A 24,034-nucleotide genomic window follows, 5' to 3' on the forward strand; every position below is an offset into this window, starting at 1 on the left:
GCACCAGCGGGGCGGGTGTGGGACGGAACGACGGGACCGCCGGCCCGACTGCCGCAGCGTGGCGCGGCGCACATGCGGTGTGCTCGCCGACCAGCCGAGGTCCGGCCCCGGTAGTAGCCTGACCCGCGTTCCCCCGTCGGGGGAGGAACGGTGGTTGATCATGTCGGTACGTCGGCACACGGCGCGGCTCGCGACGGTCTGCGTGTTCCTGGGCAGCCTGGTGGCGCTCGGTGGCGCGCCCGCGCAGGCCGACGAGGACCGGGTGCGGGTGCGTTCGGCGGGCAGCTTCACCGCCGGTCGTTCGGCCGAGGGCGTGACCGTGGAGGTGCGCAAACGTACCGACGGTTGCGTGCGGGTGCGCACCGCGCTGGGTCTGAGCCTGCCCGACGTGCGGGCCGACCAGGTGGCGGTGCAGGCCAACGTGGGAGGTCGCTGGGTCCCGGTGGGGGTCTCCGGCCAGCCTGGACTGGTCACCACCGCGGCGGTCGCGCCGGCCAAGGACGAGCTCTGCAAGGGCAAGGGTGTGGCGATGCGGTACCGCGTCGCCTTCGCCGCCGATGCCCCCGCTGGTCGGCTGGTGGTGACCGGCGAAGCCACCACGGCGCGGGGCGCGGTGCTGGGCCGGGCCGCGGCGTCGTCGCGGGTGGTCGGCGGGCAGCTTCCGACGTCGCCGACGCCGTCCCCGTCGCCGTCGCCTTCGCCTTCGCCCAGTGAGGCGGTGGCCGAGGAGCCGAGCGTGGCGGCCACGCCGACCGTGGCGCTCGCCGTGGACCCGGCCGACGACCTTGCCCAGACCGCGGGCGAGTCCTCCGGTGGATCGCCGGTGATGTATTTCGGCATCGCCATGGTGGCCGCCGGTGCCCTGCTCATCGGCCTGCTGATCCACCGCTCCCGCAAGGACCGCAAGAACCGTCGGCAGCCGGCCGACGGCTTCGAGATCCCGCCGCCACGCAACCCGGGCGGCACCACCTACCGCTCAGGCGGTGGTCCGGGCGCCGTGCCGGTCCCGCCGGTCCCGGGTGCCGCACCGGCACCGCCGTCCGGCCTGGGCGCCGTGCCGCCGGTGCCGCCCGGTCAGCCGTACGGGACCGGCCGGGCCGGCACGCCCCGGGTCTACGGAGGCGCACCGACGTCCCGTCCGAGCGGCGGTCTGTACGGTGCGCGACCTGCCGAACCCGCCGAAGCGACGGGTCCGGCCGAGCCGGGTGAGCCGACCCGACCGGTCCCGCCGGGCACTGCCGCTCGCGCAGCCGTTCCATCGGGGCGGGCGGTCCCGCCCACCTCCGCTCCGCCTGCCGGGCCCGCTCCGGGCCGGCCGGACGCGCACCCCGCCGTACCGCCGACCGGGCCGGGCCGGGGCGTGCCGCCCGGACAGCCGGCCGCTGGAGAGGGGGACGAGCGGGACTACGGGCGCGGGCTCGGCGGCTGAGCCGGGGTCGGCCCCGTCGCTCCGATACGCTCAGGTTCGTTGACGACCCGCAGGCGAGGAGTGGAACCGGTGTCTGATCTGTCCCGGATCGTGAAGGCGTACGACGTCCGTGGGACGGTGCCGGACCAGTGGGACGAGCGTGTCGCCGGTGCTCTCGGCGTCGCCTTCGCCCAGATGCTCGACGCCGCTGGTGAGCCGGGGCAGGCGGTGCTGATCGGGCACGACATGCGGGCCTCCGGGCCCGGGCTGGCCGCCGCCTTCGCCACCGGCGTACGCGCCGAGGGCCGCCCGGTCATCGAGATCGGGCTCGCCTCGACCGACATGGTCTACTACGCCTCCGGTGCGCTCGGGCTGCCCGGGGCGATGTTCACCGCCAGTCACAACCCGGCGCAGTACAACGGCATCAAGCTGTGCCACGCCGGTGCCCGCCCCGTCGGGCAGGACAGCGGGCTGGCCGAGGTCCGCGATCGGGCCCAGGCTCTGCTGGACAAGGACGAGCCACTCGGCGAGCCGATCGCCCCGACGCAGCGGCGCGACCTGCTGCCCGACTACGCGGCACACCTGCGCACGCTGGTGGACCTCTCCGGCATCCGACCGCTGACCGTCGTGGTGGACGCGGGCAACGGGATGGGCGGGCACACCGTGCCCAGTGTGCTCGGCGACGCCGCCCTGTCGGCCCTGCCGCTGCGGATCGTGCCGCTCTACTTCGAGTTGGACGGCACGTTCCCCAATCACGAGGCCAACCCGCTGGACCCGGCCAACCTGGTCGACCTGCAACGCGCCGTGGTGGCGCACGGCGCGGACATCGGCCTGGCGTTCGACGGGGACGCCGACCGCTGCTTCGTGGTGGACGAGCGCGGCGAGCCGGTCTCCCCGTCGGCGATCACCGCGTTGGTCGCGGCCCGGGAACTGGCCAAGCACCCCGGCTCGACGGTGATCCACAACCTGATCACCTCCAGCGCGGTGCCCGAGATCATCCGGGAGCACGGCGGTCAGCCGGTGGTGGCCCGGGTGGGCCACTCGTTCATCAAGGCCGAGATGGCGCGGACCAACGCGGTCTTCGGCGGGGAGCACTCGGCGCACTACTACTTCCGGGACTTCTGGTTCGCCGACACCGGGATGCTGGCGGCGATGCACACCCTGGCGGCGCTCGGCGAGCAGCCGCTGCCGCTGTCCACGCTGGCCGGAGAGTACGAACGGTACGTCGCCTCTGGTGAGATCAACTCCACCGTGGCGGACCAGGCGGCCAAGGTGGCCGAGGTGCGGGCCGCGTACCCGGACGCCGAGGCCGACGAGATGGACGGGCTGACCCTGCGCTTTCCGGACGGGGCGTGGTTCAACCTGCGCGCCTCGAACACCGAGCCGCTGCTGAGGCTCAACGTCGAGGCGCCCACCGCCGAGCGGATGACCGCGCTGCGCGACGAGGTGCTCGACCGGGTTCGCCGATAAGATCGCTCGCGCCGGTCGGCACCGCCGATCGGTGAAGCCGCATACGTGGAAGGAGCCGCGCAGTGGCCCTCGACCCGCAGTTGCTGGAAATCCTCGCCTGCCCGGACACACACCATGCCCCGCTGAACTACGACGCGCAGGCCCAGACGTTGACCTGCACCGAGTGCGGCCGGATCTTCGAGGTCCGCGACGACGTGCCGGTGCTGCTGCTCGACGAGGCGCGTGGCCCCGCGGAGGGATCGTGATCGACGGAACGGCCGGCGTCAGCGGACACCGCAACGCCGACGAACGACTCCTCGACGACCCGCAGGCGCTCGCCGAACGGGATCCCGGCGGCATGCTGCGGCACACCGCCTCGGCCGGCGCGCAGGTACGCGAGTCGGCCGCCCTAGCCGCCGAGGCGAACCTCTCCATGCTCGCCGACGAGGGACGTCCCCGGGCGGTCGTGATCGCCGGCATCGGCACCGCCGGGCGTACCGGTGACGTGCTGGCCACGGTCGCCGGCCCACGGTGCCCGGTGCCGGTCATCGCGCACCGCAGCGCGGGGGTGCCCGGTTGGGTCGGCGCGGCCGACGTGGTGATCGCGGTGAGCGCCTCCGGCCGCAGCCCCGAGGCGCTGGGTGCCGCCGAGGCCGCTCAACGCCGGGGTGCCCGGCTGGTCGCGGTGGGCCCGGCGGACTCGCAGTTGCAGTCGGTCGCCGAGCGGGCCCGGGCCCCGTTCATCCCGGTGCCCCGGCGGGCACCTGCCCGGGCCAGCCTCTGGGGGCTGACCGTGCCGGTCCTGCTCGCCGCCAGGGCGCTCGGGCTGGTCAAGGTCAACGAGGCGGATCTGGCGGAGACGGCGGCCCGGCTGGACGCCGACGCGGACCGTAGCCGCCCGAGCGCGGAGTCCTTCGTCAACCCGGCGAAATCCCTCGCGCTCGGTCTGGCCGGGTCCATCCCGATCGTGTGGGGCTCGTCGCCGTTGGCGGCGGTCGCCGCCCGTCGTTTCGGCGACACCCTGTCGGCCAACGCCCGGTACCCGGTGGTCACCGGCGCGCTCGGTGAGGCGGGACGGGGTCGGGTCGGCCTGCTCGACGGCGTCTTCGGGGGCCTGGCCGAGGGGGAGCGGGACATCTTCGCCGACCCGGACGACTCCGTCGAGCAGGGCACCCGACTGCGGTTGGTGCTGCTGCGCGACGGCGGCCTGAACGCCGAGGACGATGCCGACGAACCCCTGGCCGTCGAGGAGCGGCGCGCGGACGCGGTACAGACCCTCGCCGAGCGTCGGGGCGTACGGTGCGACGTGGTCACCGCCGAGGGCGGCTCCGCGCTGGAGCGGCTCGCCTCCCTGGTGGCGGTGCCGGACTTCGCGTCGATCTACCTGGCGCTGGCGCACGGCCTGGACCCGATGGCGGTGCCCGCGATCACCGAGATGAAGGAACTGGCCAACCAGTGAGCACCCAGGGTGGCATCAAGGCGATCATCGCCGCGCTGCTCGCCAACATCGGCATCGCCGTGACGAAGTTCGTCGCCTACCTGCTGACGAGTTCGTCGTCGATGCTCGCCGAGTCCATCCACTCGGTCGCCGACGCGGGCAACCAGGCGTTGCTGCTGCTCGGCGGCAAGCGGGCCCGGCGGGCAGCCACCCCGCAACACCCCTTCGGCTACGGCCGGGAGCGCTACGTCTACGCGTTCATCGTCTCGATCGTGCTGTTCAGCCTCGGCGGTCTGTTCGCGCTCTACGAGGCGTGGCACAAGTGGTCCCACCCGCACGGCATCACCAGTTGGCACTGGGTGCCGGTGACCGTGCTGCTGGCGGCGATCGTGATGGAGTCGTTCTCCTTCCGAACCGCCATCCGGGAGTCGAACCTGGTCCGGGGCCGCGAGTCCTGGACCAGGTTCATCCGCCGGTCGAAGGCGCCGGAGCTGCCGGTGGTGCTGCTGGAGGACTTCGGCGCGCTGGTCGGTCTGGTCTTCGCCCTCTTCGGCGTGGGCATGACCCTGGCCACCGGCAACGGCCGGTGGGACGCGGCCGGCACCGCGATGATCGGTCTGCTGCTGGTGACCATCGCGATCGTGCTGGCCGTGGAGACCAAGAGCCTGCTGCTGGGGGAGGGGGCCGAGCCGGCGGACGTCGAGGCCATCGAGCGGGCGGTCACCGCGGGCCCCGAGGTGGAGCGGATCATCCACATGAAGACTCTCTACCTCGGCCCGGAGGAGCTGATGGTGGCCGCGAAGATCGCGGTGGGGCGGTGCGAGAGCGCCGAGGAGGTGGCCCGGGGCATCGACGCCGTGGAGAAGCGGATCCGGGCCGCGGTGCCGGTCGCCCGGGTCATCTACCTCGAACCGGACATCTACCAGGTCCCGGCGGAGCCCGCCCCAGCGTCCGGGCACGCTGGGAGCTGACCGGTGGAACCGCTGCACGGCCCGATCAAGGAGTACGCCTGGGGCTCCCGCTCGGCGATCGCGGAGCTCCAGGGGCGGCCGGTGCCGAGCGAGCGGCCCGAGGCCGAGCTGTGGCTCGGGGCGCACCCGTGCGCGCCGGCCACGGTCGAGCGTGACGGGGGGCGGATCGCGCTCACCGAGGTGCTCGCCGCCGAGCCGGTCGACTGGCTCGGGCAGTCGGTGCTGGGCCGGTTCGGGAACCGCCTGCCGTTCCTGCTCAAGGTGCTGGCCGCGGCGGCTCCGCTGAGCCTGCAGGCCCATCCGGACGCCGAGCAGGCCCGGGCCGGTCACGCCGCGGAGCAGGCTCGCTCCGGTGGGCACCGCAACTACGTCGACCCGTTCCACAAGCCCGAGCTGCTGGTAGCGCTCGGGCCGATGGAGGCGCTGTGCGGGTTCCGCGCTCCCGCCGACTCGGCTCGGGCGCTCGCCGCGCTGGGGGTACCGCAGCTGCGGCCGGTGCTCGACGCGTTGGCTGCCGGGCCGGCGGGTCTGGCCGAGGCCGTACGCCGGCTGCTGGAGTGGCCGACCGCGGAGCGTGCGGGTCTGGTGGCGGCGGCCCGGGCGGCGGGCGGTCCGGACGCGGACCTGGTCGCCCTGCTGGCCGAGGCGTACCCGGCCGATCCCGGTGTGCTGGTGGCGTTGCTGCTGAACCGGGTGCGGCTGGCCCCCGGCGAGGCGATCTGGATGCCGGCCGGGAACCTGCACGCGTACCTGCGCGGCACCGGCGTGGAGGTGATGGCGGCCAGCGACAACGTGCTGCGGGGCGGCCTGACCCCGAAACACGTGGACGTGGCCGAGCTGCTGCGGGTGCTCCGCTTCGAGGTGCTGGAGCGGCCGGTCGTCGCGCCCAGGCAGGTCGCCGACGGCGTGGTGACCTGGCCCGTGCCGGTGGACGACTTCGCGCTGCACCGGGTGACGGTCGGCGACGGGCGGCCCGAGGCCACGCTGACGGTGCCGGGCCCGCGGGTGGTGTTGTGCACCGCCGGTCGGGTCACGGTGACAGACGGCGTGGCGCCGGTGACCCTCGGGCCCGGTCGGGCCGCGGTCGGGCCGGCCGCCGGCGGATCGCTGACGGTCACCGGCGAGGGTGAGACGTACATCGCCTCGACCGGCCTGGTCTGAGGGTGCTCCGGAAAGCCCACGTCGACCAGTCGTCGCCCGACAAGTCCGACTTTCCCGGAATTGCTTGACTCATCTCTCGCGGAGTGTGACTCTATGGGTGCGCAGCGTTATCGCGACGATGGTCCGAGAACGCGCGGGGGAACCAAACCGGGGGGATGCACGGGGCGGACGGAGGTGGACGGCACACGTCCACGACCGGCCGCCCCGTGCGCTGTCCGCAACCGCCCCCGCCGCCGCGCTCGGGCGGGCGTAAGGTGGGAGGTTGCGCAGCACCATCGTCCGACAGGAGCTTTCATGACCAGCACCCTCCCGGCGTCCCCCAGCGGCACGTCGTCCGAGGTCCGGCCGCGTACTGTCGCCGAGGGCGACTACAAGGTTGCGGATCTGTCGCTCGCCGAGTTCGGGCGCAAGGAGATCCGCCTCGCCGAGCACGAGATGCCCGGTCTGATGGCGATCCGGCGCGAGTTCGCCGACGCGCAGCCGCTCGCGGGCGCGCGGATCACCGGGTCGCTGCACATGACGATCCAGACCGCCGTGCTGATCGAGACCCTGGTCGCGCTCGGCGCGCAGGTCCGCTGGGCGTCCTGCAACATCTTCTCCACCCAGGACCACGCCGCCGCCGCGGTCGTCGTCGGCCCCGACGGCACCGCCGACGCCCCGTCCGGGGTGCCGGTGTACGCCTGGAAGGGCGAGACCCTTCCGGAGTACTGGTGGTGCACCGAGCAGGTGCTCGACTGGCCCGACGGGGACGGGCCGAACATGATCCTGGACGACGGCGGCGACGCCACGCTGCTCGTGCACAAGGGCGCCGAGTTCGAGAAGGCCGGTGCCGTGCCGCCGGTCGAGTCCGCCGACTCCGAGGAGTACGCGGTCGTCCTCGACCTGCTGCACCGCTCGCTGGCCGCGAACGGGCAGCGGTGGACGCGGATCGCCGCCGGCATCAAGGGCGTCACCGAGGAGACCACCACCGGAGTGCACCGGCTCTACGAGATGTACCGCGCCGGCACGCTGCTCTTCCCGGCCATCAACGTCAACGACTCGGTGACCAAGAGCAAGTTCGACAACAAGTACGGCTGCCGCCACTCGCTCATCGACGGCATCAACCGCGCCACCGACACCCTCATCGGCGGCAAGATGGCCGTGGTGCTCGGCTACGGGGACGTGGGCAAGGGCTGCGCCGAGTCGCTGCGGGGCCAGGGCGCCCGGGTCGTGGTGACCGAGGTCGACCCGATCTGCGCCCTCCAGGCGGCGATGGACGGCTACCAGGTCGCCACCCTCGACGACGTGGTCGAGCAGGCCGACATCTTCATCACCGCGACCGGCTGCTTCGACGTCATCACCAACGAGCACATGGCCCGGATGAAGCACCAGGCCATCGTCGGCAACATCGGCCACTTCGACAACGAGATCGACATGGCCGGTCTGGCGAAGCGTTCGGACGTCACCCGGGAGAACATCAAGCCGCAGGTCGACCTCTGGAAGTTCGACGACGGGCACGCGATCATCGTGCTCTCCGAGGGACGCCTGCTGAACCTGGGCAACGCCACCGGCCACCCCAGCTTCGTCATGTCGAACTCGTTCGCCAACCAGACCATCGCTCAGATCGAGCTGTACACCAAGACGGCGGACTACCCGATCGGCGTGTACGTGCTGCCCAAGCACCTCGACGAGAAGGTCGCCCGGCTGCACCTGGACGCGCTCGGCGCCAAGCTGACCACGCTCACCAGCGAGCAGGCCGCGTACCTCGGGATCGCCGTCGAGGGGCCGTTCAAGCCGGACCACTACCGCTACTGATCATCGACGCCACTCCCGGGGCTGACCGCTGCGGCCGGCCCCGGGAGTGTCGTGGCGTCGGGTGGGACGGATCCAGGTCCAGACGCACCAGAGCAGCCAGAGCACCGACACCAGCGCCGCCAGGGTGCGCAGCCGCGCCGCGCTGAGCAGCAGCACCACCGCGAGCACCGCCAGCCAGGGCCCGAAACCCCTCATCCCGACCTCCCCGGTCGATCCTCGGCCGATACCGTCCCGGCCGGTGACCACAACGCCTCGGCGAGCGCGCGTTCACCGGCCAGGAGGCGACGGGCCCGCCGGTGCCGCTCGGCGATGACGGCGGTCAGGTAGACCACCTCCGACAGCCCGGCCGGCGGCGCCGGGGTCGTCACGCCTTCGACCTGCCGCCACAGCATCCGGGCCAGCTCGCCGCGCGCCGGCTCGCTCAACCCGTTGGCCCGGGCCAGGTACTGCCGGGCGGCGAGCGCCAGTTCCGTGTCCAGCCTGCTCAGGTCCAGCGAGGACGCCCAACCGGCCAGAACCGGCGTCGTGGCAGGTACCGGGCGCCATCTGGTCGCGGCGCGGGTGTGCACCACCAGGGTGCCGGCGGCCAGGTCGCCCAGCCGCCGCCCCCGGGCGTCACCGAGCATCACGGTCACCCCGACCACCCAGGACAGCAGCGGCAGCACCAGACCCGGCCACTCCACGGCGACCCCGACCAGCGCCCGGGTGAGCGACTGCCGGAACCCGACCGGAGCGCCGTCGACGCTGACCACCCGCAACCCCACCGCCGCCTTGCCCGGTGTCCGGCCGTCGTTGAACCGTTCGAATAGCACCGGGTAGCCGACCAGCAGCAGCACCAGCCCGACGGTGAGCAGCGCCCGTTCCATCGCCGCGTCGAGCACGCCGTACGGCAGTGCGGCCAGGACCAGCCCGGCCAGTGCCGCGAGCAGCAGACCGAACAGCAGTTGCACCAGCACGTCGAGCAGCAGCGCGAGCGCCCGGGAACCGATCCGGGCGGCCCGTACGTCGAGTTCGACCGCCTCGCCGCTGACCAGTCCGGCGTCGCCCCAGCCCGGGGCGGTCCACGGTCGCGCCGCTGTGCTCACCCCGACAGTGAACACTATGATCGCGCGGTCGGAGGTGGCCGGTGGATGTCGACGCGTACGTCGCGGAGCACGGCGGACAGTGGCGTCGCCTGGATCAGCTCTCCGCCCGTCGGCGACTCGACGCGACCGAGGTCGACGAGCTGGTCGTGCTCTACCAGCGGGCCACCACTCAACTGTCGGTGCTGCGCAGTCGCTCGCCGGACCCGGCACTGGTCAGCGAGCTGTCCCAGGTGGTGCTCCGGGCGCGGGCACGGATCACCGGCCGGCCCCGCCCCTCCTGGACGGCCCTCCGATGGTTTCTGGTGGCCGGCCTTCCCGGCGCGATCTGGCGCGCGGCACCGTGGTGGTGCGCGGTGGCGACGGCCTTCACGATGCTCACCTTCACCCTGATGTGGTTCGTGGCGGACAATCCGGAGACGGCGGCGGCGTTCATCGGCACCGACGAGGCCGCCGACCTGGTCGAGTCCGGTTTCGCCGGCTACTACACGGAGTTCTCCGCGCCGACCTTCGCCTTCCACCTGTGGACGCACAACGCCTGGTTGGCGGCGAAGTGCCTGGCGGCGGGGGTGCTGATCGTGCCGGTCGGCTACCTGCTCTGGCAGAACGCGGTGAACATCGGTGTGGTCGGTGGGGTGATGGTCTCCTACGGCCGGGCGGACGTCTTCTTCGGCCTGATCACCCCGCACGGCCTGCTGGAACTGACCGGGGTGTTCGTCGCCGCCGGGGTGGGGCTGCGCATCGGGTGGGCGTGGATCGCACCGCCGGAGCAACTGACCCGGGCGCAGGCGGTGGCTCGGGCGGGACGCGACGGCGTCCTGGTCGCGGTCGGCCTGGTCGGTCTGTTCGCGGTCGCCGCGGTGATCGAGGCGTTCGTCACCCCGGCACCGCTACCGGCGACCCTGCGCATCACGCTCGGCGCCACCGCCTGGCTGGCCTTCCTCACCTACGTCCTCCTCCTCGGCTCCCGCGCCACCCCCGTTGATCATGAAGTTGTCACCCGCGACACGCCGCCCGGAGGGCAGTAACTTCATGATCAACCTGAATGGGTGGGTCAGAGCTGAGCGGTGGTCTTGAGGTGGAGGTAGGTGTCGGCCAGGGCGGGGGCCAGGCGATCGGCGGGGGCGTCGACGACGGTGACCTGGTGGCGGGTGAGTGCCGCGGTTAGGCGCTCGCGTTCGGCGAGGGTACGCCAGGCGGCGGCAGCGGTGTAGGCGTCCGCGGGACGTCGTGGTGGTGCGCCGGTGAGGCTGGCCAGTACCGGGTCCTGCGCCGCGGCCACCAGCACCCGGTGCCGGGCGGTCAGCCGCGCCAGCACCGGCAGCAGTCCCTCGCCGAGCGCGCCGGGCTCCAGGGCGGTGAGGAGCACCACCAGACTGCGTGGGCGGTGTCGCCGTAGCAGCTCCCCGGCGATCAGCCGGAAGTCGGTCTCGACCAGCGAGGGCTGCAGCGGGGCCAACGCGTGCGCCAGGCGGCTCCACTGCCCCGGTCGTTCGGCCCCGCTCACCGAGGCGCGGGGCACGGCGTCCGTCGCGAGTACGTCCACCCGGTCACCGGCCCGCGCGGCCAGCGCGCTGAGCAGCAGCGTCGCCTCGATCGACGCGTCCAGGCGGGGCTCGTCGCCGACGCGTACCGCCGAGGTTCGTCCGGTGTCCAGCACGCAGATCAGCCGCCGGTCCCGCTCCGGACGCCAGGTCCGGACCAGCACCTCACTGTGCCGGGCGCTGGCCCGCCAGTCGATGGAGCGCACGTCGTCGCCGGAGACGTACTCGCGCAACGCGTCGAACTCGGTACCCGGACCACGGCCCCGGCCGACCTGCGTGCCGTCGACGACGCGCAGCCGGGACAGGCGCTCCGGCAGGTGTCGACGGGACTCGAAGCGGGGCAGCACCCGCAGCGTCCACGGTGGGGTGGCCGGCCGGTCAGCCCGCTGCCGGAACGCCAGCCCGAGCGGCCCGAACGAGCGTACGGTCAGGGCCACCGCCGGCCGGTCGCCCCGGCGGGTGGGGGTGAGGTGACTGGGCAGCGCGAGCACCTCACCGGGGGCGGCGCGCACCAGGCGGGTCGGCGGCACCTCCGGGCGGGCCCCGGCCGACGGCACCCAGGCGTCGCGGACCCGGGCACGCAGCGGTCGCCCGGAGGCGTTGCGCAGGTGCACGGTGACCGTGGCGGTGTCACCGAGCCGGACGGCCCGTTCACCGGCCCGCTCGGCGGTCAGCGCCCGCAGCGGTGCGGCGAGCGCGAAGTCCACGCCGACCAGCAGCAGGACCACGCCCACCATCACCGCCACCCCGACGAAGGGCGCCGGCCACCCGGGCAGGGTCAGCGCGCCCGCCGCGAGCAGTGCCGCCGCCCGCCAGGTCATCGCGGAGTCGGCACGGTGGCCAGCACCGTCTCCAGGACCGGATCCACCCCGACACCTTCGAGTTCGGCCTCCGGACGCAGCCGCAACCGGTGCCGCAGGGTGGGCCGTGCCATCGCCTTGACGTCGTCGGGCACCACATGGTCGCGTCCGTTCAGCCACGCCCACGCCTTGGCGGTGCCGAGCAGGGCCGTCGCGCCGCGCGGCGAGGCACCCAGCTCCAGCGCCGGGGTGGCCCGGGTGGCCCGGCACAGGTCGACGACGTAGCCGAGCAGCGGATCGGCTACGTGGACCCGGCCGACCGCCGCGCGGGCGGCGGCGAGATCGGTCGCGTCCGCCACCGGCCGTACCCCGGCGGCGGCCAGGTTCCCCGGGTCGAAACCCGCGTGGTGCGCGCGGAGCACGCCCAGCTCCTCGTCCCGGCTGGGCAGCGGCACGGTGAGCTTGAGCAGGAACCGGTCCAGTTGGGCCTCCGGCAGCGGGTAGGTGCCCTCGTACTCCACGGGGTTCTGGGTGGCGGCGACGATGAACGGGTCGGGTAGCGCCCGCCGCTCGCCGTCGACGGTCACCTGCCGTTCCTCCATCACCTCAAGCAGCGCGGACTGGGTCTTCGGCGGCGTGCGGTTGATCTCGTCGGCGAGCAGCAGGTTGGTGAACACCGGCCCCTCCCGGAAGGTGAACTCCGCGGTTCGCGCGTCGAAGACCACCGAGCCGGTGACGTCGCCGGGCATCAGGTCGGGGGTGAACTGCACCCGCCGCGACGTCAGGTCCAGCGCGGCGGCCACCGTACGCACCAGCAGCGTCTTGGCGACCCCCGGTACGCCCTCCAGCAGAACGTGGCCACGGCAGAGCAGGGCGACGATCAGCCCGCTGACCGCGCCCTCCTGACCCACGACCGCCTTCGCCACCTCGGTACGCAACCGGTGCAGCGCGGCCCGCGTGGGGTCGGCGGCGTGCGGGTCCACGGTCGTCGCGGGTCGGGTCACCGGGTGTCTCCTTCGGATCGGGGCATCGGCAGCCGGACCGGGGCCGGCTGGTCGGGGACGGGCTGGACGGGTGCCGGTCCGCCGCCACGCGTCACCCGGTCCAGGTCGTCGGCCAGGTCCAGCAGCTTCCGGTCGGTGCGCGGCGCGTCGCCGTAGAGCAGTTCCCGGACGGCGTCGGGCCGGTCGCCGGTGCCGGCGGCGACCGTGGCGGCGACGGCGGCGGGTTCGGCCTCGGCGGGCAGGTGCAGGCGTCGCGTCAACCGGGCGATCGCCGCGCTCCGGAGTACCCGGGCGGTGCTCTCCCGGGCTCGGGCCCGCTGGTAGAGCCGGCCCCGCCCGAGGACCGTCTCGGCGGCCGGCACGGAGACCGGCAGCGGCTCCGGCGTGGGCGGACCGAGACGACGGGCCCGCCCGGCGGCGATCAACAACGCCGCCAGGGCGAGTTGCAACAGCAGCGCCCAGAACCACGGCGGGAACGCCGACCAGAGCGGGTTGGGTGCGCCGGAGCTTCCCGGCCCGCCGGGGCCGGACGCCTCGCCGCCCGGACGGCGCTGCGGTGTCGTGTCGCCGTGCCCGCTGCCGTCCAGGTCCCCTGCGCCGTCGGGCTCGTCGCCGCCGTCGGCGCGTTCCGGTAGCGGTCGGGTCGGGGCGGGACCGGCCTCGGGCGGGGGCGGTGCCGGACCGTCCAGGTCGAGCCAGACCACCCGGCCGGAGGTGGCGAGCAGACCGGTGGCGAAGGCCAGGTTGTCCCACTCGTGGATCCGACCGTTGCGGAACGGGTCGCTGGCACCCACCACCACGCTCTCGGCGGCCCCGGGCAGGCGGGCCAGGCCGGCGGCGTAGCAGAGGTCGACGCTGCCTGCGGCGCCGGTGGGGGAGTAGCGCTGGCGGGCCACCGCCGCGGTGGCGGCGGGGACGATCTCGGCCAGTGGACACGGCCGGTCGTCGTGCGGTGCCACCGCCCGGGCGGCCCACCGTCTGCCCGCCGGCCGCAGCGGCAGACCGGCGGCGGCCAGCACCCGTCGAGGCGGATCGACCAGCACCAGCCGGGTGCCGTCGGGCAGCAGGCCCAGGAAGCTGACGGTCCGCGGGTGCAGCAACTCGGGCGCCGGGACGAACAGAGTGGCCGGGCCGGGGCGGGTGGCCAGCAGTGCCCGCAGCGTGTCCGTCTCGCGCTGCACGATGACACCGTGCCGGACCAGATTCTCGGCGAGCCGGCTGCCTCCGTGGTCGCCGGTCGCCACGGGAGAGAGGAAGCCCCGGTCGGTCTGGTCCGGCTGGTCGATCTCGCGGGTGACCAGCGTGACCGCCATCAGCAGCAACCCCACCAGCACCGGAATCATGATCCGGCGACGACGACCTGCCACCCTCACCGGCTCTCCTGTTCCGTGGACGGGCTCGCGGCGAGCAGGTCCGCGAGCCGGCTCGCGTGGCCGCGCATCCGGTGGTCGTGTTCGACGCTGGCCGGGCGCTGGGCGTACCACACCTCGGAGAAGATCGCCGCGGCTGCGGTCAGTGGCGGCCCGGCCGGTGGGTGGTTGGCGGCGGCCACGGCGACCACCTCGGCGACGGTCATGCCCGGCCGGACCCGCACCACGTGCCGGTCGGTCAGCGCGTGGAGCATGGCGCGCAGCCGCTCGCGGATCGCCTCGTCGTAGCGGCCCTCGGCGGCCAACCGGTCGGCCACCACCGCCGTACCGACCGGCATCGCGGGCGGCGGCGGTACGCCGGTGACCGGCGACGCGGTCTCCGGCTCCCGCTCGGCCCGCCGGGCGGGACGGCGGCGCGGTCGGGGGAGCCGGCGGGGCAGCCAGGCGGGGAAGGTGTACCAGGCGGTCGCCGCCAGGATCGTCGCCAGGACCAGCAGCAGGCCGGCCAGCGGCAACGGGACGTGGTCGCCGAGAGCGGCGATGGTCTCGGTCCACCACCTGCTGAAGCTCGTCATCGGCCGACCGCCAGCAGTTCCGTGGCCGGTCGGGCGGCGGGCGCGCGGGAGAGGCGGATGTCCAGGCCCTCGCTGCGGATCCGGGTCTCCAGGTGGACGACCGCGTCCAGGCAGGCCAACGCGGCGTAGGCGACCGCGTTCACGGCCGCCCAGACCAGCATCGCCGCCACGGTGGTCCAGCCGTCGCCGATCAGGTCGAGGGTGGTGAGCCCGGTGAACAACCCCCAGCCGAGCCCGACCCGCATGATCCACCAGACGAGGTATCCGAGCAGCCGCAGCGCGGCGGCCCGACCGCTCACCCGGAACGCGAGCGCGACGGAGCGGTTGATCGCCCGGACCGGCGCGACCCGGTCGACCACCAGCGCCGGGGCCACCGCGCCCAGCAGGGCGTACCCGACCAGCCAGCCGGGGCCGAGCAGGGACGCGAGCAGCATGATCGCGCCGACCACGGGACAGAGCAGGGCGGTGGCGCCCCAGCGGCCGTCGGTGGCTCGCAGCAGGTCCCCGGCGGTGGCCCGGCGGCCGAGCAGCGCGCGGGCGGCGGCGCGGGCGGCCGGGTTGCCGAGCATCAGGATGATCATTGCTTCGGTCGCGGCGCCGAGCGCGAGCAGGACCCAGAAGAGACCGAACTCGCTCAGACCCGACGCCCACCACCACGGCCCGGTGGCGCCGACCATGGTCCGCAGCGGCAGCAGCAGAAGCTGTTCGGCGACGGCCAGCACGGCGGCGAGGGGCAGCAGCACCAGCGCCCGGCCGCGCAGCAGCAGCACGGCGGAGTCGAGCAGTTCGCCGACGGTGAGCGGGCGGCCGGGGAGTACGACGGTCGGGCCTGTTTCGGGCACGCGTACTCCTGGGAGGCGGTGGTGGTGGCGCGCTGCGGCGCACCCGGGGATCATGTTGGCACGCGCGGTTGGCCCGGGTGCAGACCCGCCCCCGGGGGCGGCCCGTGCGGGCGGTACAACCGAGCGGTGCTGGGCACGGCGCACCTGACGGCAGTAGCGTGCCGGGTGACGCGAGCCCACCGAACTGACGGGATGGAACCATTAACCCCATGAGAGCCCGGGTACTGGTGGTCGACGACGACCCCGCGCTCGCCGAGATGCTCGGCATCGTGCTGCGCAGCGAAGGCTTCATGCCCTCGTTCGTGGCGGACGGGGAACGGGCACTGGCCGCGTTCCGTGACAATCGACCGGATATCGTCCTGCTCGACCTCATGCTGCCCGGAATGAGCGGTATCGACGTGGCGCGGGCGATCCGGGGTGAGTCCGGGGTGCCGATCGTGATGTTGACCGCGAAGAGCGACACGGTCGACGTCGTGCTCGGCCTGGAGTCGGGTGCCGACGACTACGTGGTCAAGCCGTTCAAGCCCAAGGAACTGGTGGCCCGGATGCGGGCGCGGCTGCGTCGCGGTGAGGACGCCGCGCCGGAACTGCTCACCATCGGCCCGCCCGGCAACCAGATCTCCATCGACGTGCCGGCGCACACCGTCAGCCGCAACGGCGAGGAGGTGAAGCTGACGCCGCTGGAGTTCGACCTGCTGGTCGCGCTGGCCCGCAAGCCGCGTCAGGTCTTCACCCGGGAGGTGCTGCTGGAGCAGGTCTGGGGGTATCGGCACGCGGCGGACACCCGGTTGGTCAACGTGCACGTGCAGCGGCTGCGCGCCAAGATCGAGCCGGATCCGGAGCGACCGGAAATCATCCTCACCGTGCGCGGCGTGGGATACAAGGCGGGTACCGGATAGCCTGGTCGCACTGTGACCACCTCCCCGATCCCGGATCTCGACCCGACGTCCCGCCGGCGTGGTGCCGTGCGGGAGTTGTGGCGTGGCGTAAACGGTCGGGTGACCCGGTCGTTGGCGAGGTTGCACCAGACCTGGCGGCGTTCGTTGCAGGTGCGGGTGGTGACCATCACGCTGGTGACCTCCAGCCTGCTGGTGGGCGGCTTCGCCTACCTGATCGCCGACAAGATCACGAGCATCCTGCTGGACAATGCCAAGACCGACGTCCAGTTGCGGCTGCTCAACGGGGCCGAGTACGCGGCGAAGCAGTTCAGCCTCTACAGCCAGCCCCAGGAGGCGCAGCTCCAGGAGACGATCGACGGCACGGTCAACTACCTCGCCGGCGGCGACCCGCAGCAGAACAGCGGCGTGGTGGTGGCCCTCACCGCGGAGAACTGGCCCGGGGTGATCGAGCCGCGCACCTCGCCGGCGGCGAACGTCCGACCGCTGATCAGTCCCGAGCTGCGCGCGGCGGTGGCCGGCGGCAACGTGGCCAACCAGATCCGTACCGGCCGGCTCACCGGGGACACCGAGACGAAGTACCTCGTCTACGGCTCGCCGGTGCCGACCCGGTTCGGTCAGGTGGAGCTCTACTACTTCGTGCCGCTGACCCTGCAGGACGCCACCGCGGCACAGGCGCGGGCCACCGTGGTGGCGACCGGGGTCGCCCTGGTGCTGCTGCTCGGCCTGCTCGCCGCCCTGGTCACCCGACTCGTGGTGATCCCGGTACGGGTGGCCGCCCGGACCGCCCAGCGACTCTCGGCCGGCCTGCTCGACCAGCGGATGGCCGTCAACGGTGAGGACGACCTGGCGTTGCTGGCGGCGTCGTTCAACCAGATGGCCACCAACCTGCAACGGCAGATCCTGCGGCTGGAGGAGATGTCCCGGCTGCAACGGCGGTTCACCTCGGACGTCTCGCACGAGCTGCGTACCCCGCTGACCACGGTACGGATGGCCGCCGACCTGATCTTCGCCGAACGCGACGGGTTCGACCCCGCGGTGGCGCGCAGCGCCGAACTGCTCCAGGCCGAGCTGGACCGGTTCGAGGAACTGCTGACCGACCTGTTGGAGATCAGCCGCTTCGACGCGGGGTTCGCGGTGCTCGACGCCGAGCCGACCGACCTGGTGCCGGTGGTCCACCGGGTGGCCGACCGGCTGGCCGGCCTGGCCGAGCGGGTCGGGGTGGCCATCGAGTTGGACGTACCGACCGCCCCGGTGATCGCCGAGATCGACCCGCGACGGGTCGAGCGGGTGCTGCGGAACCTGGTCGGCAACGCCGTCGAGCACGGCGAGGGCCGGCCGGTGCGGATCACGCTCGGGATGGACGAGACCGCCGTCGCGCTGACCGTCCGCGACCACGGCGTCGGGCTCAAGCCGGGCGAGGAGAAGCTCGTCTTCAACCGGTTCTGGCGGGCCGACCCGTCGCGGGCCCGGCAGACCGGCGGGACCGGGCTGGGACTGTCGATCAGTCTGGAGGACGCCCGACTGCACGGCGGCTGGCTGGAGGCGTGGGGTGCCCCGGGGCAGGGCGCGCAGTTCCGGCTCACCCTGCCGGCGCGCGCCGGTGACCGGCTGACCACCTCTCCGCTGCGGTTGGTGCCGGCCGACGCCACGCTGCCGTTCGGCGGCGCGCCCGCCGGAGGTCTGCTGGCGATCGGGCCGGGCCCGGCCGGCACGCTCGCCATCGGTCCGGCGTCGGCAGCGGAACAGCGGCGCGCGGAGGTGGGGTCGTGAGGCGGCGACTGCTGACCGGCGCCCTCGGCGGCGCCCTCGTGATGGCCGTCTCCGCCGGCTGCGGCATCCCGGACCGCACCGAGGTGCAGATCGAACAGCGCGGGCCGGCGGCCGAGACGAACTGGTCGCTGGGGCGTGGCACGGAGCCGCCGACCCGGGAGGCGAGCGGTAGCGACGCCGAGGCGTTCGTGCGCAACTTCCTGGCCGCGGCGGCCGGCGAGCCGGACCGGGCGTACGAGCGGGTCAAGCGGTTCATCGCGACCTCCGAACGGAACGGACTGCAGGAGAAGCAGGGCAGCGAGGTGGCGCTGTCGGTGGTGCGGCTCACCGACGATCCGGTGATCGAACCGGACGTCGACAGCATGAAGGTCACCATCAGCGTGCAGCAGGTCGGCCTGCTGCGGGCCAACGGCATGCTGGTGCCGCCGCTGGCCACCGAGTCGACGTACGAGTTCCGGCTGGTCAGCGCCGGCCCGGTGGGCGAGGACGACGCCGGCTTCTACGTCAGCGACCCGCCGAACCTGCTGCTGCTCAGCGACGACGCGCTGCGCCGGTTCTACCAGGCGGAGCCGATCTACTTCTGGAACTCCGACCGGACCCGGCTCGTACCCGACCAGCGGTACCTCTCCCTGGCCGTGCCGGCCGAGCGCCGGGTCAGCGAGGTCATCCGATGGTTGACCGCTGGGCCCTCGGAGTGGCTGCGGATCGGCGTCTCCGGTCTGCCCGACCGCACCGAAATGATCAACAATGCCACCGGGTCGGACGGACGGTGGGAGGTCAACCTCGACATGCCGGGTGCCGACGAGGGACGGCTGGAGCAGCTCGGCACCCAGCTGGCCTGGTCCCTGCCGGAGCTGGACGGCACCCTCGAAGTCAAGATCCTCAACCAGTCCCGAAAAATCATCGACCTCGAGGAACAGCGCAGGCTCAACCCGCAGGACTCGATCGACCTCAACGCCCGACGTTACTGCGTGTACGAGGGGGCCATCCATTCGCTGGCCGTGCCCGGCGAGCCCGCCGGCTCGGTGCCGGTGGCACCCGAGGTGAACCGCGACATCGTCGCCGCCGGGCTGCGCCGCGCCGACACGGACGTCCTCGCCGCCGTGGTCGTGGCCGGCGCGGACGGGCGGCAGCGGCTCGCGGTGGGGCGCGGCGACGGTGTGGTGGAGACCCTCACCCCCGGGGGCACCGGGTTCGCCGCGATGAGCCGCCCGGTCTGGATCCGCAGCGACGGCCCCCGGCCGGCCGGCCTGGTCGTCGCCGACGGCCGGCTCTACCGCTTCGACGACCAGGCGGCGGTCCGGCAGGTCCAGCTCGGTCTGCCGGGTCGGGTCACCGCGGTGGCGGCCGCGCTGGACGGGCACCGGATCGCACTGATCGTCGACGGGACGCTGCACGTCGCCGCGATCAACTGGGAGGGTGGCGTGCCCACCGTGGGCCCGGCCCGACGGCTGGTCAGCTCGCTGACCGACGCCACCGCGGTGGACTGGTCGACGCCGAACCGGCTCCTGGTGGCCGGCTCGGCCGGCCGGCCGGCGATCTACGACGTGAGCGTGGACGGCGCCGTGGAGACCCCGCTGCGGGAGGACACCGGCACCCAGGTCGACCACCTCGCCGCGTACCCCGCCACCCCCGAGCGGTCCCCGCTGGCCGGTTCGTTCATGTACGAGGCGAACGGGGTCGCGTACCGCAGCAACCCGTTCGAGCGGATCAACCGCGACCAGGTCCAGGACGTGACGCCGCCGCCGGCCGGCGTGCGCCCGGGCAACCCCACCGCGCCCGTCTTCCTCTACTGAGCCGCCGTGTCGGGCGGGCTCTGGGCGGACCTGGCCGACCTGGTGCTGCCCGCCGAGTGCGCCGGCTGCCGGGCACGCCGCGCGGGGCTGCGGCAGGGTGTCTGCCCGGACTGCGTCACCGCACTGCGGGCGCTGCGCCCCGGCCCGGTGCGCCCCGTCCCGGCCCCACCGGGCCTGCCGCCCTGTCACGCCTTGGGCGCGTACGGCGGGCCGCTGCGGGAGACGCTGCTGGCGTACAAGGAACACGGTCGGCACGCCCTGGCCCGTCCGCTCGGCGCCCTGCTCGCCGAGGTGGTCGCGGCGGCGGTCGTACCGGCGGGGCCGGTGCTGCTGGTGCCGGTGCCGGACACCCCGGCGGCGGCCCGGGCCCGCTACGGCGATCATCTCGGTCGGCTGACCCGGCACTGCGCCCGCCGGCTACGGGCAGCGGGTTGGCCGGTGCGGGTGCACCAGGCGGTACGCGCCGCGCCGCGACCGGACTCGGTCACGCTCGACAGCGCCGGTCGGGCGGCGGCGGCCACCACCGCCTTCCAGCCCCGGTCGGGCACCCGGCCGGCTCCCTCCGGTTCGACCGTGGTGCTGCTGGACGACATCATCACCACCGGAGCCACCCTCGCGGCGGTGAGTCGCGTGCTGACCGCGCACGGGCTGTCGCCGTCGGCTACGGCGGTGCTGGCCGCGACACGGAAAAGGCACCAACAGTGACCGATCGTGTTTCCGTTTCACCCCTTCGTGTATGAGGTGTGGAAATTCTCCGGGCGGTCTTGGCAACCGGGGGTGACTGTCGGGCTAACAGGAGTTAGCGTTTGGCTGTCGGGGGTAGGAAGGCCATCCCACCCGCTCCCGGCGGTGAGAGGAGGCGTAGCCGTATTGACCGGTCGACGCCGAATGGGGCCGTCCCCGGGCGCGACCGGAGTTCCGGATCGAAGACCGTCCGAACGAGGGAGGTCACGTGGACATCGTGGTCAAGGGCCGTAACGTCGAAGTGCCGGACCATTACCGGGTGCACGTAGCAGACAAGCTCGCGAAGATCGAACGCTACGACCACAAGCTCATTCGTGTCGATGTCGAACTGTTCCACGAGCGCAATCCGCGCCAGGCCGACCACTGCCAGCGGGTGGAGATCACCTGCTACTCCCGCGGCCCGGTGATCCGGGCGGAGGCCTGCACCAGCGACTTCTACAGTGCTCTGGACGCGGCGATCGCCAAGCTCGACTCCCGGTTGCGCCGCGCGGCCGACCGGCGCCGGGTGCACCGTGGCCGGCACGCGCCACTGTCGGTGGCCGCCGCCACCGCCGGCCTGCCGGTGACGGATCTGCCGGCGCTGGCCGCCCCCGCGGAGACCAGCACCGCCACCGCGGTGGCCGAGCGGCCCGAGGAGGAGTACGACGACGACCAGCCGTGGCACATCGCCCGGGAGAAGGTGCACCCCGCCGAGCCGATGACCATCGACGACGCCCTGTTCCAGATGGAACTGGTGGGCCACGACTTCTATCTCTTCCAGGACAAGGAATCCGGTCGGCCGAGCGTGGTCTACCGGCGGCACGCCTACGACTACGGCATCATCTCGCTGGACATCTGACCGTGGCGGCGGCTCGGGTCGGCACCCACCGACCCGAGCCGCCACCGGCGGGTGACATGACGCCGCGCGTCAGCCCGGCAGATCCGTCCGCAGCAGGCCGTAGAGCGTCGAGTCGGCCCGGCTGCCGGCGGCGCCGGGCAACCGGCCACGCAACAGCCCTTCCCGCCGGAAACCGGCCTTCTCCAGTACCCGCTGGGAGGCCGCGTTCTCCGGCAGGGTGCCGGCCCACAACCGGGACAGGCCGACCTGCTCGAACCCCCACCGGGTGAGCAGTCGTACCGCCCGGGTGGCGTAGCCGCGTCCACGCCACTGCGGCAGCAGGCTGTAGCCGAGCATCGCCTGGCCGCTGGCGGGCTGGTCGTAGACGAGCGTGCAGTTGCCGACGAAGTCCCCGGAGGCGGCGTCGAGCAGGGTCAGGGCCGCGGCGGTGCCGACCAGCCACTGACTCTCCGCGGCGGCGCACCGCCGCTCCACCTCGTCCCGGGTCGGTGCCCCCGGCGGAACCCGGCTGGCCGCCACCTCCGGGTCGGTGTGCAGGCGGTACGACTGCTCGGCGTCGTCCGGTCCGAGCCGGCGCAGCACAATCACCCCGTCGGTGAGTCGGCCCTCGGGCAGGTCCGGCAGCGGGCGCTCCGACGGCCCGGGCGGGTCGTCGGCGAGCCGTACCCACACCGTCAGGTCCCGCCGGCCGCCGCCCCGCACGGGTGTGGCGGAGCGGCGTACCCCCTCGGGTCGGAACCCGGCGGCCAGCGCGACCCGCTGGCTGGCCGCGTTCTCCACGTCGGTGACCAGCTCCAGCCGGGCGGTGCCGCCGGCGAAGGCGTGCTCGGACAGGGCCCGGGTGGCGGCGGTGGCCACCCCCCGACCCCGCGCCCACGGTGCGACCCAGTAGCCGATCTCGGCCTGGCCGCGCTGCGACACGTAATTGCTCAGGCCCACGGTGCCGAGCAGCCGGTCGGTCGCCGGATCGGCGACGGCGTACGCGGCCCCGCCGCTGGCGAAGGCGGCCGGTGCGCCCTGGGTGATCCACCAACGGGCGTCCGCCTCGGTGTACGGGTCGGGCAGGCCGTCGAGGAACCGCTGGGTGAGCGGATCGGCGCAGCCGGCGGCGACGTCGGCCACGTCGTCGAGGCGGAACGGCCGCAGCCGCACCCCGAACGCCTCGATCCGCTGCCGTTCGCTCAAGCCCGACCCGCCGCTGCGCTGCGCACCGGCCTGGGGCTCCCGGGGCGCTGGGTCGACGCTCCGCTCGCTCATGACAGATCCTCCGCGAGCAGGGCGCCGACCCAGGCGTCGACCCGGGTGCCGCGGTGGTTGAGGGCCGCGCGGGCGGTGCCCTCGAGTACGAAGCCGGCCTTCTCGGCAGTCCGCCGGGAGGCGACGTTGCCGACGTTGGCCCGCCATTCGATCCGGGCCAGCCCGAGGGTGGTGAAGCCCCAGGCGCAGAGCGCCGTCAACGCTGCCGGTTGGTAGCCCCGACCCCGGGCGTGTGGCGCGGTCATGAAGCCGACGTCCGCCAGCAGCGGGTCGGCGGCCGACAGCCGCAGGTCGATCGAGCCGGCGCACTGGTCGGCGGCGTCGGCGATGACGAAGGACGCGCAGGTGCCCGCGGCCCAGGCGGTGCGCACGAAGGTCAGGAACTCCTCGGCGTCCGTCCGCTGGTAGCCCTCCGGGACGGTCGTCCAGCGCAGCGTCTCCGGATCCCGGCAGGTGGCGACGATCGCGTCGAGGTCGCGCTCCTCCGTCGGGCGCAGGCTCAGCTCGTGCCCGCCGGCGGTGGCGAACAGGGTCGGTTGCGGCCGACCGAAGACCGCCGCGCGGCGGGCCTCCAGCGTGCCCGGTCCGGCCGGGTCGACCTCGCCGGGAGCCGGCACGTCGCCGGGCAGCAACGAGCCGAACCACTCGTGGGTGGCGTACTTCGCGTCGGCGGCCCGCAGTCGTCCCTCGATCCGGACCCCGGATCGCAGGGCGACCAGTCGGGAGGCGTGGTTGCCCACCGGGGCGCCCCAGACCAGCCGCCGCAGCTTGAGCTCGTCGAAGGCCCACCGGGCGACGGCGCGGACGGCGCGGACGGCGACGCCCTGTCCACGCGCCCACGGGGCGGTCCAGTACCCGATCTCGCTGAGCTCGTGGTTGCGGTCGATCGTGTGCAGCCCGCAGGAACCCAGCAGCTCGCCGGTGGCGGCGTCGCAGACCGCGAAGGGTGCGCCGGTGCCCAGTTCCCACTGGCGGGCCCGGTCGGCGACGAACCGCCGGGCATGTTCCTGCCGGTACGGGCGGGGAAGGGCGCTCCAGCGTTGGATGTCCGGATCCTGGCAGGCGCGGTACACGGCATCGACGTCGGTGTCACGCCACGGCCGCAGTACCAGACCGTCCTCGGTGATCTCCACGGGCTCCACCCGAGCCATCGTGCCGGATCGTTCGCCCACGGCGTAACCGGATAACCGGGACACGAACCGGAGCTGGGAGTGTTATGTCGGTTTCGCGGTGGCAGACCCCCGCCACCAGTGACCATCGGCCCGATGGAACGCCTACGATGGTTCGAGACT

At 73.5% G+C, this 24,034-nt stretch carries 22 protein-coding genes; 13 read left to right on the top strand and 9 right to left on the bottom strand.

What is annotated here, in order from left to right; all coding sequences use genetic code 11:
- Positions 1 to 160 precede the first annotated feature (160 nt).
- The 7 genes from SM447_RS15855 to ahcY all read left to right on the top strand — a co-directional run bounded on the left by SM447_RS15855 (position 161) and on the right by ahcY (position 8,221).
- Positions 161 to 1,429, top strand: coding sequence for a hypothetical protein (locus SM447_RS15855; protein ID WP_474573552.1), 1,269 nt, complete (start codon positions 161 to 163; stop codon positions 1,427 to 1,429).
- A gap of 69 nt (positions 1,430 to 1,498) precedes the next feature.
- Positions 1,499 to 2,878, top strand: coding sequence for a phosphomannomutase/phosphoglucomutase (locus SM447_RS15860; RefSeq protein ID WP_474573553.1), 1,380 nt, complete (start codon positions 1,499 to 1,501; stop codon positions 2,876 to 2,878).
- Positions 2,879 to 2,940: 62 nt separating this feature from the next.
- Positions 2,941 to 3,123 carry a Trm112 family protein gene (locus SM447_RS15865; protein ID WP_474573554.1) on the top strand — a complete coding sequence of 61 codons (183 nt, stop codon included), beginning with the start codon at positions 2,941 to 2,943 and terminating at the stop codon, positions 3,121 to 3,123.
- Positions 3,120 to 4,316 (top strand): SIS domain-containing protein, encoded by a 1,197-nt coding sequence (locus SM447_RS15870; RefSeq protein ID WP_474573555.1) that lies wholly within the window; start codon positions 3,120 to 3,122, stop codon positions 4,314 to 4,316. The genes SM447_RS15865 and SM447_RS15870 overlap by 4 nt, the downstream gene beginning before the upstream one ends.
- Complete coding sequence (locus SM447_RS15875) at positions 4,313 to 5,266, top strand: cation diffusion facilitator family transporter (RefSeq protein ID WP_474573556.1); 954 nt, start codon at positions 4,313 to 4,315, stop codon at positions 5,264 to 5,266. Before SM447_RS15870 ends, SM447_RS15875 begins: the two co-directional genes overlap by 4 nt.
- 3 nt (positions 5,267 to 5,269) lie before the next feature.
- Positions 5,270 to 6,427: a mannose-6-phosphate isomerase, class I gene (manA, locus tag SM447_RS15880; protein WP_474573557.1), complete on the top strand. Its 1,158-nt coding sequence runs from the start codon at positions 5,270 to 5,272 to the stop codon at positions 6,425 to 6,427.
- 294 nt (positions 6,428 to 6,721) lie between these two features.
- Entirely contained in the window at positions 6,722 to 8,221 is a 1,500-nt protein-coding gene (gene ahcY / locus SM447_RS15885; RefSeq protein WP_474573558.1) for an adenosylhomocysteinase, read from the top strand.
- Here ahcY and SM447_RS15890 read toward each other — a convergent pair whose 3' ends face one another.
- Both SM447_RS15890 and SM447_RS15895 read right to left on the bottom strand, forming a co-directional pair.
- Positions 8,222 to 8,416: a hypothetical protein gene (locus tag SM447_RS15890; protein ID WP_474573559.1), complete on the bottom strand. Its 195-nt coding sequence runs from the start codon at positions 8,414 to 8,416 to the stop codon at positions 8,222 to 8,224.
- Positions 8,413 to 9,306 (bottom strand): RDD family protein, encoded by an 894-nt coding sequence (locus tag SM447_RS15895; RefSeq protein ID WP_474573560.1) that lies wholly within the window; start codon positions 9,304 to 9,306, stop codon positions 8,413 to 8,415. The genes SM447_RS15890 and SM447_RS15895 overlap by 4 nt, the downstream gene beginning before the upstream one ends.
- 41 nt (positions 9,307 to 9,347) lie before the next feature.
- Here SM447_RS15895 and SM447_RS15900 point away from each other — a divergent pair, with 41 nt between their 5' ends.
- Complete coding sequence (locus SM447_RS15900) at positions 9,348 to 10,331, top strand: stage II sporulation protein M (protein WP_474573561.1); 984 nt, start codon at positions 9,348 to 9,350, stop codon at positions 10,329 to 10,331.
- Between the two features lie 26 nt (positions 10,332 to 10,357).
- Here SM447_RS15900 and SM447_RS15905 read toward each other — a convergent pair whose 3' ends face one another.
- The 5 genes from SM447_RS15905 to SM447_RS15925 are packed head-to-tail and all read right to left on the bottom strand — an operon-like array spanning position 10,358 to position 15,438.
- Positions 10,358 to 11,668: a DUF58 domain-containing protein gene (locus tag SM447_RS15905; protein WP_474573562.1), complete on the bottom strand. Its 1,311-nt coding sequence runs from the start codon at positions 11,666 to 11,668 to the stop codon at positions 10,358 to 10,360.
- Positions 11,665 to 12,651 (bottom strand): AAA family ATPase, encoded by a 987-nt coding sequence (locus tag SM447_RS15910; protein WP_474573563.1) that lies wholly within the window; start codon positions 12,649 to 12,651, stop codon positions 11,665 to 11,667. Before SM447_RS15910 ends, SM447_RS15905 begins: the two co-directional genes overlap by 4 nt.
- Complete coding sequence (locus SM447_RS15915; protein WP_474573564.1) at positions 12,648 to 14,024, bottom strand: DUF4350 domain-containing protein; 1,377 nt, start codon at positions 14,022 to 14,024, stop codon at positions 12,648 to 12,650. Before SM447_RS15915 ends, SM447_RS15910 begins: the two co-directional genes overlap by 4 nt.
- A complete protein-coding gene (locus SM447_RS15920; RefSeq protein ID WP_474573565.1) occupies positions 14,021 to 14,596 on the bottom strand; it encodes a DUF4129 domain-containing protein in 576 nt (191 codons plus the stop codon). Before SM447_RS15920 ends, SM447_RS15915 begins: the two co-directional genes overlap by 4 nt.
- Positions 14,593 to 15,438 carry a hypothetical protein gene (locus tag SM447_RS15925; RefSeq protein ID WP_474573566.1) on the bottom strand — a complete coding sequence of 282 codons (846 nt, stop codon included), beginning with the start codon at positions 15,436 to 15,438 and terminating at the stop codon, positions 14,593 to 14,595. Before SM447_RS15925 ends, SM447_RS15920 begins: the two co-directional genes overlap by 4 nt.
- 209 nt (positions 15,439 to 15,647) lie before the next feature.
- On the opposite strand from SM447_RS15925, the gene mtrA reads away from it, so the two are divergent.
- The 5 genes from mtrA to hpf all read left to right on the top strand — a co-directional run bounded on the left by mtrA (position 15,648) and on the right by hpf (position 21,485).
- Complete coding sequence (gene mtrA / locus SM447_RS15930; RefSeq protein ID WP_474573567.1) at positions 15,648 to 16,337, top strand: MtrAB system response regulator MtrA; 690 nt, start codon at positions 15,648 to 15,650, stop codon at positions 16,335 to 16,337.
- 12 nt (positions 16,338 to 16,349) lie between these two features.
- Positions 16,350 to 18,107 carry an MtrAB system histidine kinase MtrB gene (gene mtrB / locus SM447_RS15935; RefSeq protein WP_474573568.1) on the top strand — a complete coding sequence of 586 codons (1,758 nt, stop codon included), beginning with the start codon at positions 16,350 to 16,352 and terminating at the stop codon, positions 18,105 to 18,107.
- On the top strand, positions 18,104 to 19,903 hold the full coding sequence (locus SM447_RS15940) for an LpqB family beta-propeller domain-containing protein (protein ID WP_474573569.1): 1,800 nt from the start codon (positions 18,104 to 18,106) through the stop codon (positions 19,901 to 19,903). Before mtrB ends, SM447_RS15940 begins: the two co-directional genes overlap by 4 nt.
- A 42-nt stretch (positions 19,904 to 19,945) precedes the next feature.
- Positions 19,946 to 20,608, top strand: coding sequence for a ComF family protein (locus tag SM447_RS15945; RefSeq protein ID WP_474573609.1), 663 nt, complete (start codon positions 19,946 to 19,948; stop codon positions 20,606 to 20,608).
- 247 nt (positions 20,609 to 20,855) lie between these two features.
- A complete protein-coding gene (hpf, locus tag SM447_RS15950) occupies positions 20,856 to 21,485 on the top strand; it encodes a ribosome hibernation-promoting factor, HPF/YfiA family (RefSeq protein ID WP_474573570.1) in 630 nt (209 codons plus the stop codon).
- A 69-nt stretch (positions 21,486 to 21,554) separates the two neighbouring features.
- Here the strand turns inward: hpf and SM447_RS15955 are convergent, their stop codons facing one another.
- A complete protein-coding gene (locus SM447_RS15955; protein ID WP_474573571.1) occupies positions 21,555 to 22,742 on the bottom strand; it encodes a GNAT family N-acetyltransferase in 1,188 nt (395 codons plus the stop codon).
- On the bottom strand, positions 22,739 to 23,893 hold the full coding sequence (locus tag SM447_RS15960) for a GNAT family N-acetyltransferase (RefSeq protein ID WP_474573610.1): 1,155 nt from the start codon (positions 23,891 to 23,893) through the stop codon (positions 22,739 to 22,741). The genes SM447_RS15955 and SM447_RS15960 overlap by 4 nt, the downstream gene beginning before the upstream one ends.
- Positions 23,894 to 24,034 lie beyond the last annotated feature (141 nt).

Source organism: Micromonospora aridisoli (assembly GCF_056150025.1).

What these genes read in the sequence shown, in the direction of transcription:
- SM447_RS15855 (WP_474573552.1), top strand. Translation starts at nt 161, where the DNA reads ATGTCGGTACGTCGGCACACGGCGCGGCTCGCGACGGTCTGCGTGTTC.
- ahcY (WP_474573558.1), top strand. Translation starts at nt 6,722, where the DNA reads ATGACCAGCACCCTCCCGGCGTCCCCCAGCGGCACGTCGTCCGAGGTC.
- SM447_RS15890 (WP_474573559.1), bottom strand. Translation starts at nt 8,416, where the DNA reads ATGAGGGGTTTCGGGCCCTGGCTGGCGGTGCTCGCGGTGGTGCTGCTG.
- SM447_RS15905 (WP_474573562.1), bottom strand. Translation starts at nt 11,668, where the DNA reads ATGACCTGGCGGGCGGCGGCACTGCTCGCGGCGGGCGCGCTGACCCTG.
- SM447_RS15920 (WP_474573565.1), bottom strand. Translation starts at nt 14,596, where the DNA reads ATGACGAGCTTCAGCAGGTGGTGGACCGAGACCATCGCCGCTCTCGGC.
- mtrA (WP_474573567.1), top strand. Translation starts at nt 15,648, where the DNA reads ATGAGAGCCCGGGTACTGGTGGTCGACGACGACCCCGCGCTCGCCGAG.
- SM447_RS15955 (WP_474573571.1), bottom strand. Translation starts at nt 22,742, where the DNA reads ATGAGCGAGCGGAGCGTCGACCCAGCGCCCCGGGAGCCCCAGGCCGGT.
- SM447_RS15960 (WP_474573610.1), bottom strand. Translation starts at nt 23,893, where the DNA reads ATGGCTCGGGTGGAGCCCGTGGAGATCACCGAGGACGGTCTGGTACTG.